Origin of the sequence: Pseudomonas graminis, assembly GCF_001705435.1 — a bacterium.
Taxonomy (GTDB): domain Bacteria; phylum Pseudomonadota; class Gammaproteobacteria; order Pseudomonadales; family Pseudomonadaceae; genus Aquipseudomonas; species Aquipseudomonas graminis_B.
In genome coordinates this window covers 115,455-131,419 of sequence record NZ_MDEN01000069.1, presented here as the reverse complement: position 1 = coordinate 131,419, position 15,965 = coordinate 115,455, and the positions used below count along the sequence as shown (strand labels likewise).

Here is a 15,965-nt window from a genome sequence, read left to right as displayed (position 1 = left end):
GACTATGACTTCGCAGAACCCGATGCCAGTTCGTTCGAGCAAAACCAACCTGCTGAAAACCTGCGTGCTGGCCGCGAGCCTGGGCTTCGTCTCCCTTTCCGCCTTCGCCGGTGGCGATGCCGCCCTGTATGGCCCGACCGCTCCGAAAGGCTCGACCTTCGTGCGTGTTTACAACGCCAGCAGCAGCGAAATCTCGGCCAGCGTCGGCAACACCAGCCTCAACGAAATCGGCCCATTGGCCAGCAGTGACTTCGGCTTCATGCCACAGGGCGACTACACCGCCAAAGTCGGCAGCCAGTCCCTGCCGGTGAAACTGGCCAGCGATCACTACTACACCATCGTCAACAACACCTCGGGCGCACCTCAGCTGGTTGAAGAGCCTCCGTTCAAGAACAAGCAGAAGTCCCTGGTTCGCGTACAGAACCTGAGCGACAAGGCGCTGACCCTGAAAACCGCTGATGGCAAGACCGACGTGGTCAAGGCTGTGTCTGCCAAGGGCACCGGCGAGCGTGAAATCAACCCGGTCAAAGTCAGCTTCGCGCTGTTTGACGGCGACAAGAAAGTGGCTGACCTGAAGCCGGTTGCACTGGAGCGCGGTGAAGCCGCCGTTCTGTACGTGACCGGTAGCGGCAGCAGCCTGTCGCCAGTCTGGGTCAAGCGCCCGACCGGCACTCAGTAACAGATTTGAACCTGGCCGAGAGGCCGCAGGCAGCGCGCGGGGTTACTCGCGCGCTGCCACGGATTTACGGGATTAAGCGTTCGGCGTCAGGCACTGCGGAGCAAGCAGACCGCCAAGAGGACGCCGGGCGATGCAAGACAAAAACCAGAAAGACCGAAAAGACCTACAGCCCATTCGAACGATTTTTGCTTAACGGAGAAACAAAATGATTCCAGTGATCTTGTCAGGTGGTAGCGGTTCCCGACTCTGGCCTCTTTCGCGTAAACAGTTTCCTAAACAGTTCCTGGCGCTGACCGGCGAACACACCCTGTTCCAGCAGACCGTCGAGCGCCTGCAATTCGACGGCATGCAGCACCCTGTCGTGGTCTGCAACAAGGACCACCGCTTTATCGTCACCGAGCAGCTCGGTGCGCTGGGTCTGGAAACTCAGGCCGTGATCATGGAACCGTTTGGCCGCAACACTGCGCCAGCCGTTGCCATCACTGCGATGATGCTCGCCAACGAAGGTCGCGACGAGTTGATGCTGGTCCTGCCGGCCGACCACGTGATCGATGATCAAAAAGCCCTGCAACGCGCACTGGCTTTGGCCACCGTCGCCGCAGAGCGCGGCGAAATGGTGCTGTTCGGTATCCCGGCGACCAAGCCTGAAACCGGCTACGGCTACATCAAGTCCACCGCCGATGCCTTGCTGCCGGAAGGCGTCAGCCGCGTTCAGCAGTTCGTCGAAAAGCCTGATGAGCAACGCGCTCAGGAATTCGTCCAGGCCGGCGGTTACTACTGGAACAGCGGCATGTTCCTGTTCCGTGCCAGCCGTTATCTGGAAGAGCTGAAAAAGCACGATCCGGACATCTACGACAACTGCCTGCTGACCCTCGAGCGCAGCAAGCAGGAAGGCGACAGCATCTCCCTGGACGAGGCGAGCTTCGCCTGCTGCCCGGACAACTCCATCGACTACGCCGTCATGGAAAAAACCCAGCGCGCGTGCGTCGTACCACTTGATGCGGGCTGGAGCGATGTCGGCTGCTGGTCGTCCCTGTGGGACGTGCACGCCAAAGACGAGAACGGCAACGTTGCCAAGGGCGACGTCGTTATCCAGGATAGCCGCAACTGCATGATTCAGGGTAACGGCAAACTGGTCACCGTGATCGGCCTGGACAATATCGTTGTCGTCGAAACCAAAGACGCCATGATGATCGTTCACAAAGACAAGGTTCAGGGCGTCAAGCAACTGGTCAACACGCTGAACGAGCAAGGCCGCAGCGAAACCCAGAACCACCTCGAAGTCTATCGCCCATGGGGCTCGTACGACTCCGTGGACATGGGCGGCCGTTTCCAGGTCAAGCGCATTTCCGTCAAGCCGGGCGCCAGCCTGTCGCTGCAGATGCATCACCACCGCGCTGAGCACTGGATCGTCGTATCGGGTACCGCTCAGGTCACCTGCGACGACAACGTGTTCCTGCTGACCGAGAACCAGTCGACCTACATCCCGATTGCCTCGGTTCACCGTCTGCGCAACCCGGGCAAAATCCCGTTGGAAATCATCGAAGTTCAATCGGGTAGCTACCTGGGCGAAGACGACATCGAGCGTTTCGAAGACGTCTACGGCCGCTCCACCCCAGGCATCGAAGCCGGCGTGAAGACCCAGACCATCGCCCGTTAATACCGCTTCACCCAGTAGTACTAGCCCCCGTCAATCCTCTGCGTATTCCCCATCCGCAGAGGGTTTTCGGGGGCTTTTTATTGTGCGCAAAAGGTATATGGACCTTGGCTATTAAAGTGACCGGTTTTATCGCGAAGAGGACTGAGCACTGAGCACTGTCATAAGTGACAGTTATCACTGGAAGTTAAAACGCTTATTTTATCTGTGCCGTTAGTGGGCCTTTAGCACCACATAAATACATGGAGAAAAAAAATGATTCAGGCACAGAACCGCCCTATTCCGAACTTCGAAGGCGCTGATGATTTCAAAATCAAACGAAATCAGGCGGCAACGATTGTGTTGCCCAAATACCCATCGGATGTAATCGTTCCTCCCTTCGTCGGCATCGTGATATATCGCGAGAACAGCGATGGAACACTTGCAAACAATATGTACACAGAACCCTATCAGGCGCCCGTTCGCGATGAGGAGACTCGCTTTAATCTGACAGTGGAGGAAATGACGGCAATCACCGCCCCCGACATCGACGCCGGCCCCGACATCACGATCAAGTTCATAGTGCTGCAAGAAAATTATTCAGCCGAGTCAGGCGAGGGTGCGCATGGATACGGTGAAAAATCAGCACCGTACGAAGTTATCGACTAAATCAAACCCTTCAACGCTCAACGCCAGTCGAAATGAAGGCGCTACGTACTGAATTGCAGCCTTCGACAGCTCTGACGGGAGTTGGGCGTTTGCCCCATATTTGCCAGTGGACGCAGGATCTGTGGAAGCGCCCCTGTACGCGAATGCATTCTATCTGGTGATGGCATGCATCGGATGGCATGACGCTTTTCACGAACAGGTTCGCTCCGCCGTTTCAGTGCATCTCTTTAACCGTGTCAAGGCAACATCAGCGATTTGGTCTCCCCCCCCCTCTCTCGGTACGATGCCCGCATCTGCAATCGCGAGATCGACACGATGATTTTCGGCGCCGTACTCCTGTTCACCTGGCTGGTCCTGCTTCTGCGTTATCTCTCCAGAGCCCTGCCCCGTTTCCCTGCCAACTGCACACGAACCTGTTTGGGCTGACCGGCCACAGTCACGCCCAATGACTGAATGTTGGCCTATTTGTCAGACCTGCCTGCGCAACCATCTTTCAGGAAATCGGGTGGCGTTGACCAACGCGGGAAAAGTGTCTGCATTCATCCGTAACAGCGAGGATCTCACGCTCCCATTGCCCACAAAGGTGGCCTTGCGTTGATGCCGGTTAGCCGCGTCATCTGTTAAACCTTGCATGCTGGTCTCGTATACAGGAGCACTGCCATGCTTCTCGTAAGGACCTGATCTGACAACTCGCGACAAGGACCTTCTTATTTGTTTGCTCCAGCCTCCGACAGCCTCAGGGGTAGCATCGGCCTCGAGTCTCGGCTGCTCGTAATAATGGCTATCAACGGTGAAATTGACTGCATGAGAAGTTTCATGGATCAACGTCCAGGCAACATTGAGCACATGATCCTGCTCAAGATGGGTGCGTGAAACTCCGAAGCTCTTGACCACATCTTCGAACTCTCCCGCCAGTAAAGTACGTCCCTTAACCATGGATGGACCGTCAAAAAGCTCGATATCAAGGTCCGCGTGCGGCTTACCGAATGCCGTCAACATGTTCCTATAACTGTCGAGGCTTTCTACGACGCCCTCTATCGTTTCAGAGCGAATGGATGCCGGCAGTTCACCAAACGTCGCGTCGAAGGCCTTGACTACATCCCGGCGGGGTGACGCTTCGCGAAGTTGATCACGCGTTCCAGCCACCAGATAACTTGCAGCGTCCAGCGCCTTCCTCATCTTCGCCTGCTGTTGCGGGCTGAAATCCCCCATTCCTGCGGCTACCACCACGACCTGAGGAACATCGTAAGGGGCTGCGCCTTGGGAGTCGCGATAGCGGATCGGTGAGTTACTGCAAAAGCAAAACAGATTCACCCCGCCTTGTTCACCCGTCGGATCCGGATTGATCCAGCGCATCAGCCACGGTGCGTAATACCGCAGGCCATAGTAGTAAAGCCCGGTCGCATCCCGCTCTTTTCCTGAATAACGCACGGTTTTGTAGTGCGCTTCAATTTGGCATCGGCCTGCCCACCAGGCTGTGCCTCCAAAGGGGTAATAACTTTCCTGACTGATCAATCGGCATTGCTGATCCAGCTCCATCAGGCTTGACCCCAAATGATCACTCAGCGTGTAGCGCGTCTGATCGTTATCTACCGTCTCCGGTTTGCCCTCTACCCAATGCAGAACCCGCACCGCGTTGCGTCCGCCGGGAGCGGTGATGACGTGCAGCGTTCCGCCAGTCGCGCTATTGGCGCGGATTTCCAGGCCCGGCAGATAGCGTACGTCGTTCACATGGACGACATTTTTAGCCTGAACCGTCCGAATCTTGCGCACACGCAGGCCGGTTGCGTCATAGACGTAAACCTCACTGTCATCCACTCCCGAAGGCCTGGCTACCAGGGTTACCCTGCGCAACTGGTTACGCGGGTTCCACTCAATGTTTTGCCCGGGCGCCAGCCGCTGCAAATTACCGTTGGCATCGAATGCGGCAGCAATCTCGGCGTCAGTTGGCGGCGTGTCAGTCAGTTGAGCCAGAGACCGGTTGCTACCGTTGGCCACCGCCAGCCATTGCGAATGATCTTGCACGCCAACGTGACTGCGCTTGAGCAAATTGCCGCCCGCATCGTATTCGTAGTTCTGTCGGTAATTCGTCAGTCGGGAGGGGTCGATCGGCGATTGGAACACCGCGAGATCCGGGCCTCGATTGACCGACGCCAGCTCTCGACCGGTGGCCTCGATGAGCTGATACAGCGTGTCGTACGTGAATGTGCTGATGGACTTGGTGAGCTGATTGACGAAATGGCTTTGAGGGAGCGAAGCATCTGCAATGCTGATCACGTTGCCGACCGGATCGTAGGCGTAACGCAGATCCTGCCGTCTTTCTCCATCGGGAAGCGTCGACTGGACGTTCACCAGACGAGCGTCTTGTGTTGAATAAGCCGCAGAGGTAACGACGCCATTTCCGGCGGTTTCTGAAACCGCGCGATTGAAGGCGTCGTATTGAATATCGCCTACCAGCATTTCCGCTGGCAGGCCGGCCAGCTGCAAGCGGGTTTGCTTGAGCAGCCCGGCGACGGTCTGGGCAAAAAACTGGGTGTTTACCATGGCATCGCGCTGTTCGGACATTTCGCCTGTGGGAGCGAATCGCCAGGCCATCCGGGCGCCGTCTCCGGGTTCCAGAAGCTGGTCGCAAGCTTCGGCGGCGTCCGGCCAACTGGACATGTTCGGATCATTGAGAAAACGCCGCGCCTGCAAGAGCACATTCCGGTTTATATCGAACGACGTATTGCACAGCGAACCGGCCGGATCGTAATGCCTGACTATTTGATTGCATTGGTTGGCGTGATGCTCACCAGGCCCTCCGTAGCTCAAGCGCTCGACGCAGGTTCGCGCCGTACCGTCCCGTGCGCCCTGTTCTTCAAACAAGGCAGTCGGCCGCAGCTGCTTGTCGTATTCGACCCGCTGAACCACTCCGCGTCCGTCCCAGCCCCCGTCACGCTGCCCGCCTTCCCCCACTGATTGAAGGCGCCACCCCGCATCGACGCTCTCATAAAGCAGCCGCTCCCCGCTGAGCGAGAAGACCACACTCACATTGCTCGTCGCGTCCGATGCCAGATCGGCGGCAGCCCATAGTCGTGGGTCCCAACGCGCCGTTTGCCTTCCTGCGGGGTCATAGGCAAGGCGGTCAACCCGCGCGGTCATGGGCGCATCCGTTTGAGCCACATGGAAGGACACCGTACGAACAGGTAGCCTGCGCGGCTCTATTACCGTGAGTGTCGGAGTATGGGTATGTAGCGAGCAGGAATGAGCCATGACTGTGCAATCCGTTGCAGGAAATACCCTAAGACTAGTCTGGCTCCGGATTTCTGACCGACCGCCGGTCCGGCTGGACGGTTGCGCTGAGCGGTTCGGTTGAGCCCAATCCATTAGCCCAACTCCTCCCCTTTCGGTACGATGCCCTCATCTGCAATCGCGAGATCGACACGATGATTTTCGGCGCCGTACTCCTGTTCACCTGGCTGGTCCTGCTTCTGCGCTATCCCTCCAAAGCGTTGCCTGTTTCCCTGGCTGCCGCAGTCGGGCTGGGCGTCGTGGCGGCGTTTGTGGTCTGGGAAGACAGCCGCGACGAACAGCGCCTTGAGCGCCTGCAATTGCGCGTGGACTATGCGCCGCAACAGTGTCCTACGGGGCGTCCGCTGCTGGTACTGATCGATAACGGCAACACCGTTTCGCTCAGCGAACTGCGCTGGAAAATCGCGGCCTACGCGCCGGGCGATACCGTCAATCTGGCCGAAGACACGTACACCGCGCCGCGTTATCGCGGGCCGGGCGATTTGTTGCCCGGCAGTCAGTGGCAGGATTGCTTGCCGATGCCACCGTTGCGCCCAGGTTACCGGCCGCAGACTCTGGAGTTTCGTGCCGAGCGCCTGCAAGGCACGTTCTCCGGCTGAGCGCCGCCTTTCTCTTTTTTCAAGGACTGAACCATGTCTGTGGTGTTGATCACCGGTTGTTCCAGCGGCATTGGCCGTGCCATGGCGGATGCCTTCAAAGCGGCGGGCCATGAAGTCTGGACAACCGCACGCAAGCCGGCCGACGTGCAAGCGCTGACCGCGGCAGGTTTTCGTGCCGTGGCCCTGGACGTCAATGACAGCGCTGCGATTGATCGACTGGTTTCCGAGCTGGATCAACACGGCAAAGGGCTCGACGTGCTGATCAACAACGCAGGCTACGGTGGCATTGGCCCGCTGCTGGATGGCGGTGTCGAGGCCATGCGCAGACAATTCGAAACCAATGTGTTTTCCGTGGTCGGCGTGACGCGCGCGCTGTTTCCGATGCTGCGCCGCAACAAGGGGTTGGTGGTGAATATCGGCAGCGTTTCGGGCGTGCTGGTCACCCCATTCGCGGGCGCGTACTGCGCGTCAAAAGCCGCCGTTCATGCCATGACTGAAGCACTGCGCATGGAACTGGCACCCTTCGGGATTCGGGTGATGGAAGTCCAGCCCGGCGCTATCGATACCCACTTCGCACAAAACGCCAGCCACGAGGCCGAGCAGGTGATTCACCAGGATTCGCCGTGGTGGCCGTGGCGTGAAGGCATCCGCGCCCGGGCCAATGCGTCACAGGGCAACCCGACACCCGCTGCCGACTTCGCCCGAGACGTGCTCGACGCCGTGCAACGCAGCCATCCACCGCGTCTGTTGCGCTCCGGCAACGGCAGCCGCGCGCTGCCACTCATGGAACGGCTGCTGCCCAAGGCCTTGCTGGAGTGGATTCTGAGCAAGCGCTTCAAGCTGGATAAAAAATACTGACTGCCACCGCCGGCTTCTGTAGGAGCGTGGCTTGTCCCGCGAACTGGCGCGAAGCGGCAGCAAGACCAAGCGCCCCGGTTATAACTGATGCACCGCAATCACTGTTATTACTGTCGCTGCGCAACAGGTCGCGGGATAAGCCACGCTCCTACATCCTCCGGCGTGACACATCTGGCGTACCGCGCAGCTCAACGTGCTATCGCGTTGAATCTTGCGTTTCGGGATTCACAATCACCGTACATGTAATCCCCGCCGCCAGCACCACCCCTTCCGGCACCTGATCCAGGTGGATGCGCACGGGCACGCGCTGCGCCAGTCGTACCCAGTTGAAGGTCGGGTTGACGTCGGCGATGAGCTCGCGACTCTCCGGGTTGTCGCGGTCGTAGATAGCGCGAGCGATGCTTTCGACGTGGCCCTTCATCACCTCGCCGCTCATCAACTGCATGTCCGCCGGATCGCCAATCCTGACGTGGGGCAGCTTGGTCTCTTCGAAGAAGCCATACACCCAGAACGAGTTCCTGTCGACGACGGCCATCTTCGCTTCGCCGATGCGCGCGTAGTCGCCGCGATGCACGTTGAGGTTGGTGACGTAGCCGTCTACCGCGGCCAGCACCTTGGTGCGTTGCAGGTTCAATTGCGCAGCTTCAAGCTGCGCGACCGCCAGTTGATAATCCGCCTGGGCAGAGGTGGCGATATTGCTGGCGTCCTCGCGGCTTTCGGCGGAGATCACCAGGGCGTCCATGTCCTTGCGTCGATTGGCGTTGACCTTGCGCATCTCCCACGTGGCCTTGCGCGACGCCACCATGGCCTCGGCCTGCTTCACTGCCAGCTGATAATGCTCAGGGTCGATCTGCATCAACAGGTCGCCTTTTTTCACTGGCTGGTTGTCCTTCACCGGCACATCGATCACCACGCCGCTGACATCGGCGGCGACGTTGATCACGTCGGCGCGCACCCGGCCGTCGCGGGTCCAGGGCGTGTCCATGTAGTGAATCCACAGCAGCCGGCCGATCCAGATGGCCAGGGCCAGAATCAACAAAGTCGCGATCAGACTGAAGAGCTTTTTCATCTCAACCAACGTGCCTCAACGGTAAACAGTGAGCGCCATGGCGCCGAAAATGCAGCTGAACAGGCTCAGACGCAGCAGCGCCGGATGCCAGAAGAAACGGTAGAGGTCGAGGCCGGACATGAACCGGTCCAGCGCCCAGGAAAGCACCATGGCGACCAGAAACATGACGGTCACGGTCGGCATGTAAACGCCGTGGAAGGCGAGTTCACGAGGCATTGAGTTGTCCTTGCGGCGAGGCCACAGACGCCGGCTCTGACGGAACGCCCGCCAGCGGCGATTGCGGGTCCAGCAGGCAGGTGCGGATGAAGTGCAGGTAGCTTTTCACCCGGCGCAACGCCGAGGTGTCGAAGTGCGGAGCAAAGGGCTCGTCGGTGTTCTGCACGCAGATGATGGCGTGATCGACGGCCGACAGGCTGCGCGCCAGATTGTGGGGATCGGGCTGGATGAACAGACGAATCAACGAGCGGCCCATGGCGCGAATCGCCTGCCGCCAGGGCTGCCACTCGGCGTAACTCGGGTGCACCGGCAGAATGGCCTGCTCGCGGCGCAGCTCGATGATCGCGTGGCCGATCTCCAGCACCACGAACATCCAGCGCAGCAGGTTGCGTTGCACCTCGGGCTTACCGGCGGCCAGGCCGTAGGCCTGATGCATCAGATCGCGGGTGCGGCTTTCGAAACTGGAACGAATCCCGCGCAGTGGCGCGCTGATGGCGAAACTCACTTGTCGGCGCAGGTTGCCTTCCAGCCGCTGCCACAGCCAGCGACTGTTCGGCGGCAGAATGATCGCCCCCGCCGCCGCACACAACAGCATGCCAAGGACCATGGCGATGTAGTCATTGATGAACGCATAGGGGTTGTAGACCGTGAGGTTGTCCGGCGCCGAACCGATGCTGAAGAAAATCAGCAGCCCCAGACCATATCCCACCCACTGCGGCCTCGTGGTCAGGAACGTGCCGAACACGAACACCGGCGCCAGCACCATGCACAACAGCGGAAAACCATCGATGCGCGGCAGCACGAAAAAGGTGATGAAAAACCCCAGCAGCGCACCCAGAAAGGTCCCGCACGCCATCTGAAACGACATGCGCCTCGGGTTCGATGTCGTCGCGGAAAGCGCCACCGTGGCGGCGGACACCAGGGTCATCGACGCGCCGCTCGGCCAGGCCGTGGCCACCCAGTACACCGACATGACCGCGAGAATAAAGGTCGCGCGCACGCCGGAGGCCAGCGAAGACAGCCAACTGGTGGTGGACACGAAGGGCTCGACCCATTTCTCCCGCGCATGGCGGTGATCGGCCAAAGACGCATGGGTCTGGGCGTAGTCGTGCATGTCGTCGACGAAGCGGTACAGCAATTCGTAAGCGGTGTGGAAATCCAGCAGGTCGGCGTCGCTGGGCTCGGTCTTGACGAACTCGGCCCGCAGGCTGCGCACGCGTTCGGGCAGGTCGGCCTTGTACACGCTCAACCGATTGGCGAGCAGTGCGGCGTCGGCGTTGGTCAGCGCGCGCCCGGCAAAGGGCTCCAGCAATCCAGTCAGCGCATTCAGGCCAGGCTCGATGGCCTGAACAGCTGGCGTCACGCCCCGCCGACGGAGGCGTTCGAGCAACTGATGCAGGGCGTTGAAGCGCGTGGTGATGGTCATGAATTCGCTGTTCAGGCGATTCAATCGACCGTTGCGGCGGCGCATGTGCGGGTCTTCGAACACGGTGACCGCGCGTAGGCCTTCGAGCCCTACGGCATCGGCGATGAAGCGCACGTTACTGGCCTCGAACGACGCCGGATCGCTCTCGCCGCGCAGGCCGGTGATGACGAACTGAGCGAAGGTGCCAAAGCGCTGATACAAGGTGTTGCGCATCGCCGCGCCGGCGCTTTGCGGCAGGATCGCGGCGCTGACCAGTGTCGAGCAGACGATGCCGAGGGAGATTTCCAGCACCCGCCACATGGCGGCCATAAACGAGGTGTCCGGGTGAGCGAGCGCTGGCAGCCCGGTCATCGCGGCGGTGTAGCCGGCCAGCACAAAACCGTAGGCGCGGAAGTTGCGATAGCGCGCGGCCCCAGCGCAGCAGAAGCCGACCCAGATCGCCAGACTGCCGAGAAACAGCTCGCTGTTTTGCGCGAACAGCGCCATCAGCGTGACCATGACCACGGAGCCGGCGAGCGTGCCGAGCAAGCGGTAGAAACTCTTGGCGAACACCTGACCGCTCTGGGGCTGCATCACGATGAACACAGTGATCATGGCCGTGCGCGGCTGCGGCAGCTCCAGGCGCATGGCGATCCAGTAGGTCAGGAATGCCGCAGTCAGCACCTTGCTGATGTAGATCCACGTCACGCCATCGCTGCGCGCCCAATCGTTGAGGCCGCGACGCCACTCCAGTGATTTGAGCCAGTTAAAAGCGGCGTTCATCGCCAGGCCCTGCCGGAGCGTTTCATTGATCAAACACCGCCAGCGACGCCGGCGTTTTCGGCACGGCGGTCTTTGCCGGTGCGGGGGAATCATTGCCGGCCATCAACCCGCCGCCCAGCGCCACCACCAGCTCAGCATGCACCGTCAGGCGCTCAGCCTGGACGTGTTGCTGCAGCTGCTGTTGATGGAACAACAACGTCTGCGCGTTGAGCACATTGAGGTAATCGGTCAGGCCGCGTTTATAGGCAACCATCGCGATGTCGTAGGTTTTCTGCGCGGCGGCCACTGATTGATCGGCGAACTGCTGTTGCTTGTCCATCGACTCACGACGAATCAGTTGATCGGAGATGCTCTTCAGCGCCATCACCAGGGTCTGGTTGTACTGCGCGACAGCTTCGTCATAGCCCGCTGACGCCACGCCCAGCGCCGAACGCAAACGTCCGCCGTCGAAGATCGGCAAGGTGATCGCCGGGCCCACGCTGTAGTTGAATTTCTTGCCGGCGAGGAATTCCAGCATGCCGCCGCCGGTGGCCATGTAACCAAGGCTGCCCATCAGATCAACGTTCGGATAGAAGCCGGCATGGGCCACATCGATGCCTCGCGCCTGCGCCGCCACTCGCCAGCGGCTGGCGACCACATCCGGACGCTGCCCCAGCAATTCGGCGGGCAGCGCGGAGGGCAACGTCAACGCCGCGTTCAGTGACAGCGTCGGCCGCTGCAGACGTGCGCCTTCGCCCGGTCCTTTGCCCGCCAGCGCCGCGATCTGATTGCGGCTCAGGGCAATCGCCTCGTCCAGGGCGTCAATCTGACGATGGGTTTCGGGCAGCGGGGTTTGCGCCTGGCTGACTTCAAAATGGGTGCCGATGCCGCCGTTCAGACGACGCTGGGCCAGATCAACGATCTGCTGCTGTTGCGCGAGGGTCGCTTCGGCGATGTCGCGCTGGGCGTAGTTGAGCGACAGCTGGATGTAGGCGCGGACGATGTTGTCCTGCAATTCCAGCTGCGCCTGACGCTCCTGCGCCGCGCTCAGGTGCGCCATGTCCAGCGCCTGTTCGGAGTGATTGCTTTCCTGGCCCCACAGGTCAAGGGAATAACTCAGGCCCAGCGAAGCGTTGTTGTCCCACGTGCTGGTGTTCGACAGCTCACCCGGGCCGTAGAACTGATCCGTCGGCCAGTTGTGCCGTTTCAGGCTGCTGTCGCCGGAGACGTGCAGGGATTCCGCCGACTCCGCGATGCCCGCCATGGCCTTGGCCTGACGCACTCGCGCGGCAGCGATCGCCAGGCTGGGGCTGCCCATGGCGGCCAGTTTGATCCAGCGATTGAGTTGTTCGTCGCCATAGGCACGCCACCACTGACCAGCCGGCCAGTGGGCGTCTTTGTCGGCCACCTTGATGGCGTCGTCGGTGGCCAGCGCGTCGGGCGACAACGCTGTGCCTTGTGGGGCGATTCCGCCAGTTCCGATGCAGCCGCTGATGAGTAACGTTAAAGCGCACACACTGAGGGATTTGAGCCCTCTGACGAGACGACGCGGCACTGCTGCAATTACCTGAATGGAGGGGGAATCGATGATGCGGCGATTCTAGGGGGCCTCTAGCCCGGCGATAAGCCGGGACTTCTGCGAATCTTTGTTACGGAACCGGAGATAATCCTTTGGTATGGCTGACATGAATCAGTTACTTCATGTCACAATTTGCTATCTCATCTGAGAACGGCCAATGGACACTCTGCAAAACATGCGCGCCTTCACTTGCGTGGCGCAAGCGGGCAGCTTCACCGCTGCCGCCGCTCAACTGGACACTACCACCGCAAACGTTTCGCGCGCTGTCTCCAACCTCGAAGCCCACCTGCAGACCCGGCTCCTCAACCGCACCACGCGACGCATCGCCCTGACTGAAGCGGGCAAGCGTTACCTGCTGCGCTGCGAGCAGATTCTCGGTTACGTCGAAGAGGCGGAAGCCGAAGCCAGCGACGCCCATGCGCGTCCGGCCGGGCAGCTGAAAGTCCATTCAATGACCGGTGTGGGCCAGCATTACGTCATCGACGCGATTGCCCGCTACCGGCGCAATCACCCGGACGTCTCGTTCGACCTGACCATGACCAACCGCGTCCCGGACCTGCTCGAAGAGGGGTACGACGTGTCCATCGTGCTCGCCAGCGAGCTGCCGGATTCGGGCTTCGTCTCCCAGCGACTGGGCATCACCTACAGCATCGTTTGCGCCTCGCCCGCCTACATCAAGGCGTTCGGCATGGCCCACCGGCCGGCTGATTTGCTCAATCATGCCTGCCTGCGCCTGGTCAGCCCGGTGTTCCCGCTGGAAAAGTGGGCCTTCGACGGCCCCGAAGGCCAGGAAACCGTGACCATCGGCAACTCGCCGTTTCTGGTGAATTCGGCCGACGCCATGCAGGCGGCGATCAGCAGCGGCATGGGCATCGGGATTCTGCCGATCTACTCGGCCATCGAAGGCCTGCGCAATGGCACGCTGGTGCGGGTGTTGCCGCAGTACCGCTCCCACGAGCTGAACCTGTACGCCATCTACCCATCGCGGCAGTATCTGGATGCGAAGATCAAAACATGGGTGGAGTACCTGCGCGGCTCGCTGCCGGAAATCATGGCGGCCCACGAAGCGGACCTGCAGACCCATGTGTTGCCGGAGACGGTTTAGTCATCACGTGAGCGCAACGGCGGAAGCCTGCCAATCCCTCGGCAAGAATGTTAGCGTGCTACGCAATGCCCTTCTGAACTGCCGAGAGAAGCTATCCGATGAAAAAGACCGTCCTTGCCTTCAGCCGCGTGTCTCCGGAAATGGCCGAGCGCCTGCAGCAAGACTTCAACGTGATCATCCCCGACCCGAAAAAGGGTGATCTGAACGCGCAGTTCAACGAAGCCCTGCCCCACAGCCACGGCATGATCGGCGCTGGCCGCAAGCTGGGGCGCGAACAACTGGAGAATGCAAAGCAGCTGGAAGTGGTGTCGAGCATTTCGGTCGGTTACGACAACTACGACGTCGACTACCTCACCGAACGCGGCGTCATGCTGACCAACACCCCCGACGTGCTGACGGAAAGCACCGCCGACCTGGGCTTCTCGCTGATCATGAGCAGCGCCCGCCGCGTCGCCGAACTGGACGCCTACACCAAGGCTGGCAACTGGAAACGCAGCATCGAGGCGCCGCACTTTGGCACCGATGTCTACGGCAAGACGCTGGGTATCGTGGGCATGGGCAATATCGGCGCGGCAGTCGCACGGCGGGGTCGTCTGGGCTTCAACATGCCGGTCCTGTACAGCGGCAACAGCCGCAAGACCGCCATCGAGCAGGAATTGGGCGCGCAATTCCGTACGCTGGATCAGTTGCTGGCCGAGTCGGATTTCGTCTGCCTGGTGGTGCCGCTCAGCGAAAAGACCCAGCACATGATCAGCACCCGTGAGCTATCGCTGATGAAGAAGAGCGCGATTCTGGTCAACATCGCGCGCGGCCCGATCGTCGACGAGCCGGCGCTGATCAAGGCGCTGCAGGACGGCACGATTCGCGGCGCCGGCCTGGATGTCTACGAGAAAGAGCCGTTGGCTGAATCGCCGCTGTTTGCGCTGAGCAATGCGGTAACGCTGCCTCACATCGGCTCGGCGACTGACGAAACCCGTCAGGCCATGGCCGACCGCGCCTACGCCAACCTGCGCGCCGCGCTGTTGGGCGAGAAGCCGCAGGACCTGGTGAATGCGCAGGTGTGGAAGGGCTGAGCTCACTGTGACGATCGTTCCCACGGTCCCAGTGGGAACAATCAAAGGTTTCAGCCCGCCTTAAGCCAGCTTCGCCCCCACAGGCACAATCACCCTGGGCTTCCTGAACACCAGCACGTTCCCCGCCATCACCAACACCAGCCCCATCAGCGCGGGGGCGGTCCATTGATAGCCTTCGGCGAACGCCGATACATTCAACGCCACCACCGGGAACAGCACCGTGCAATACGCCGCGCGCTCCGGGCCCATGCGGCCGACCAGGGTGAGATAGGCGGTAAAGCCAATCACCGATCCCGGCACCACCAGATACAACAGCGAGCCGATGTACCGCGCGTTCCACTCAAACCCGAACGGCGTGCCGCTCAGCAGGCAATACACGCACAGCATCGTCGCGCCATACAGCATGCCGTAGGCATTGGTGGTCAGCGGACGCAGGCCGGCCTTCTGTTGCAGGCTGGAGAGCATGTTTCCCGCAGAGAAACACAGCGTGCCGAGCAGGGTCAGCGCTAGACCGATCAAGGTCTCGCGGCTGGCGCTGTGCCCGGCCAATTCCGGCCAGAACAGGCACGCCAGCCCCATCAGCCCCAGCGTGCCGCCCAACACGACGTTGCGCGCGATTTGCTGCTTGAAGAAGATTCGGGCGTTGAGCGCGTTCCACAATGTCGCAGTGGAAAACACCACCGCCACCAGACCGGTCGGAATCCACTGGCTGGCGGTGTAGAAGCACATGAAATTTACGCAGAACAGGCACAGCCCCTGCGCCAGGCAGATGAGCTGCCCGCGGCGATTGACCTTCTGCAGTTTCCCGGTCCCTAGCAACAAGGCGAAGAGGATGAGCGCCGCGAGGCCAAAGCGGTAGACGATCGACACCGGGATGGCGACCTCGCCCAGTTGCAGTTTCAAGGCGATCCAGGTCGTGCCCCAGATTAAAACGGTCAGCAGATACAGCGTGATGTTCATGTCGAGCTCCCCAGTGAGGCCTCAGTCTGGCGGCGCGGGTCTGCCCTCACTTGCAGAAACTTGC

The 15,965-nt window shown here is 60.6% G+C and carries 13 protein-coding genes; 7 read left to right on the top strand and 6 right to left on the bottom strand.

From position 1 onward, the window contains the following. The first annotated feature begins 22 nt into the window (after positions 1 to 22). From BBI10_RS22705 to BBI10_RS22695, 3 genes are all read left to right on the top strand, one after another. Positions 23 to 679, top strand: coding sequence for an alginate O-acetyltransferase AlgF (locus BBI10_RS22705; RefSeq protein ID WP_065993158.1), 657 nt, complete (start codon positions 23 to 25; stop codon positions 677 to 679). A gap of 205 nt (positions 680 to 884) precedes the next feature. After that, positions 885 to 2,339, top strand: coding sequence for a mannose-1-phosphate guanylyltransferase/mannose-6-phosphate isomerase (locus BBI10_RS22700; RefSeq protein ID WP_065991920.1), 1,455 nt, complete (start codon positions 885 to 887; stop codon positions 2,337 to 2,339). Between the two features lie 252 nt (positions 2,340 to 2,591). Further along, complete coding sequence (locus BBI10_RS22695) at positions 2,592 to 2,984, top strand: hypothetical protein (RefSeq protein ID WP_065991914.1); 393 nt, start codon at positions 2,592 to 2,594, stop codon at positions 2,982 to 2,984. A 468-nt stretch (positions 2,985 to 3,452) separates the two neighbouring features. Here BBI10_RS22695 and BBI10_RS22690 read toward each other — a convergent pair whose 3' ends face one another. Next, positions 3,453 to 6,125 (bottom strand): RHS repeat domain-containing protein, encoded by a 2,673-nt coding sequence (locus BBI10_RS22690; RefSeq protein WP_244160419.1) that lies wholly within the window; start codon positions 6,123 to 6,125, stop codon positions 3,453 to 3,455. A gap of 284 nt (positions 6,126 to 6,409) precedes the next feature. Here BBI10_RS22690 and BBI10_RS22685 point away from each other — a divergent pair, with 284 nt between their 5' ends. Both BBI10_RS22685 and BBI10_RS22680 read left to right on the top strand, forming a co-directional pair. Further along, a complete protein-coding gene (locus tag BBI10_RS22685; protein ID WP_065991909.1) occupies positions 6,410 to 6,874 on the top strand; it encodes a multidrug transporter in 465 nt (154 codons plus the stop codon). A gap of 33 nt (positions 6,875 to 6,907) precedes the next feature. After that, a complete protein-coding gene (locus BBI10_RS22680; protein ID WP_065991908.1) occupies positions 6,908 to 7,732 on the top strand; it encodes an SDR family oxidoreductase in 825 nt (274 codons plus the stop codon). A gap of 196 nt (positions 7,733 to 7,928) precedes the next feature. On the opposite strand, the gene BBI10_RS22675 is transcribed toward BBI10_RS22680, so the two are convergent. From BBI10_RS22675 to BBI10_RS22660, 4 genes are read right to left on the bottom strand one after another with little or no spacing between them, the layout of a single operon-like run. Then, on the bottom strand, positions 7,929 to 8,801 hold the full coding sequence (locus BBI10_RS22675; protein WP_065991907.1) for an efflux RND transporter periplasmic adaptor subunit: 873 nt from the start codon (positions 8,799 to 8,801) through the stop codon (positions 7,929 to 7,931). A 15-nt stretch (positions 8,802 to 8,816) separates the two neighbouring features. Beyond that, positions 8,817 to 9,017 carry a DUF1656 domain-containing protein gene (locus BBI10_RS22670; protein WP_065991906.1) on the bottom strand — a complete coding sequence of 67 codons (201 nt, stop codon included), beginning with the start codon at positions 9,015 to 9,017 and terminating at the stop codon, positions 8,817 to 8,819. Continuing rightward, a complete protein-coding gene (locus tag BBI10_RS22665; RefSeq protein WP_065991904.1) occupies positions 9,007 to 11,205 on the bottom strand; it encodes an FUSC family protein in 2,199 nt (732 codons plus the stop codon). The genes BBI10_RS22670 and BBI10_RS22665 overlap by 11 nt, the downstream gene beginning before the upstream one ends. 22 nt (positions 11,206 to 11,227) lie before the next feature. Further along, positions 11,228 to 12,739, bottom strand: coding sequence for an efflux transporter outer membrane subunit (locus tag BBI10_RS22660; RefSeq protein WP_065991901.1), 1,512 nt, complete (start codon positions 12,737 to 12,739; stop codon positions 11,228 to 11,230). 181 nt (positions 12,740 to 12,920) lie between these two features. On the opposite strand from BBI10_RS22660, the gene BBI10_RS22655 reads away from it, so the two are divergent. Beyond that, positions 12,921 to 13,868, top strand: a complete 948-nt coding sequence (locus BBI10_RS22655; RefSeq protein ID WP_065991899.1) for a LysR family transcriptional regulator — start codon at positions 12,921 to 12,923, stop codon at positions 13,866 to 13,868. A 98-nt stretch (positions 13,869 to 13,966) separates the two neighbouring features. Beyond that, positions 13,967 to 14,941 carry a 2-hydroxyacid dehydrogenase gene (locus BBI10_RS22650; protein ID WP_065991897.1) on the top strand — a complete coding sequence of 325 codons (975 nt, stop codon included), beginning with the start codon at positions 13,967 to 13,969 and terminating at the stop codon, positions 14,939 to 14,941. A gap of 60 nt (positions 14,942 to 15,001) precedes the next feature. On the opposite strand, the gene BBI10_RS22645 is transcribed toward BBI10_RS22650, so the two are convergent. Further along, a complete protein-coding gene (locus BBI10_RS22645; RefSeq protein ID WP_065991895.1) occupies positions 15,002 to 15,901 on the bottom strand; it encodes a DMT family transporter in 900 nt (299 codons plus the stop codon). Positions 15,902 to 15,965: the final 64 nt, after the last annotated feature.

Excerpts from the sequence above, each read along its gene's own strand:
- BBI10_RS22705 (WP_065993158.1), top strand. The coding sequence starts at position 23 with ATGCCAGTTCGTTCGAGCAAAACCAACCTGCTGAAAACCTGCGTGCTG.
- BBI10_RS22700 (WP_065991920.1), top strand. The coding sequence starts at position 885 with ATGATTCCAGTGATCTTGTCAGGTGGTAGCGGTTCCCGACTCTGGCCT.
- BBI10_RS22695 (WP_065991914.1), top strand. The coding sequence starts at position 2,592 with ATGATTCAGGCACAGAACCGCCCTATTCCGAACTTCGAAGGCGCTGAT.
- BBI10_RS22690 (WP_244160419.1), bottom strand. The coding sequence starts at position 6,125 with ATGACCGCGCGGGTTGACCGCCTTGCCTATGACCCCGCAGGAAGGCAA.
- BBI10_RS22685 (WP_065991909.1), top strand. The coding sequence starts at position 6,410 with ATGATTTTCGGCGCCGTACTCCTGTTCACCTGGCTGGTCCTGCTTCTG.
- BBI10_RS22680 (WP_065991908.1), top strand. The coding sequence starts at position 6,908 with ATGTCTGTGGTGTTGATCACCGGTTGTTCCAGCGGCATTGGCCGTGCC.
- BBI10_RS22675 (WP_065991907.1), bottom strand. The coding sequence starts at position 8,801 with ATGAAAAAGCTCTTCAGTCTGATCGCGACTTTGTTGATTCTGGCCCTG.
- BBI10_RS22670 (WP_065991906.1), bottom strand. The coding sequence starts at position 9,017 with ATGCCTCGTGAACTCGCCTTCCACGGCGTTTACATGCCGACCGTGACC.
- BBI10_RS22665 (WP_065991904.1), bottom strand. The coding sequence starts at position 11,205 with ATGAACGCCGCTTTTAACTGGCTCAAATCACTGGAGTGGCGTCGCGGC.
- BBI10_RS22655 (WP_065991899.1), top strand. The coding sequence starts at position 12,921 with ATGGACACTCTGCAAAACATGCGCGCCTTCACTTGCGTGGCGCAAGCG.
- BBI10_RS22650 (WP_065991897.1), top strand. The coding sequence starts at position 13,967 with ATGAAAAAGACCGTCCTTGCCTTCAGCCGCGTGTCTCCGGAAATGGCC.
- BBI10_RS22645 (WP_065991895.1), bottom strand. The coding sequence starts at position 15,901 with ATGAACATCACGCTGTATCTGCTGACCGTTTTAATCTGGGGCACGACC.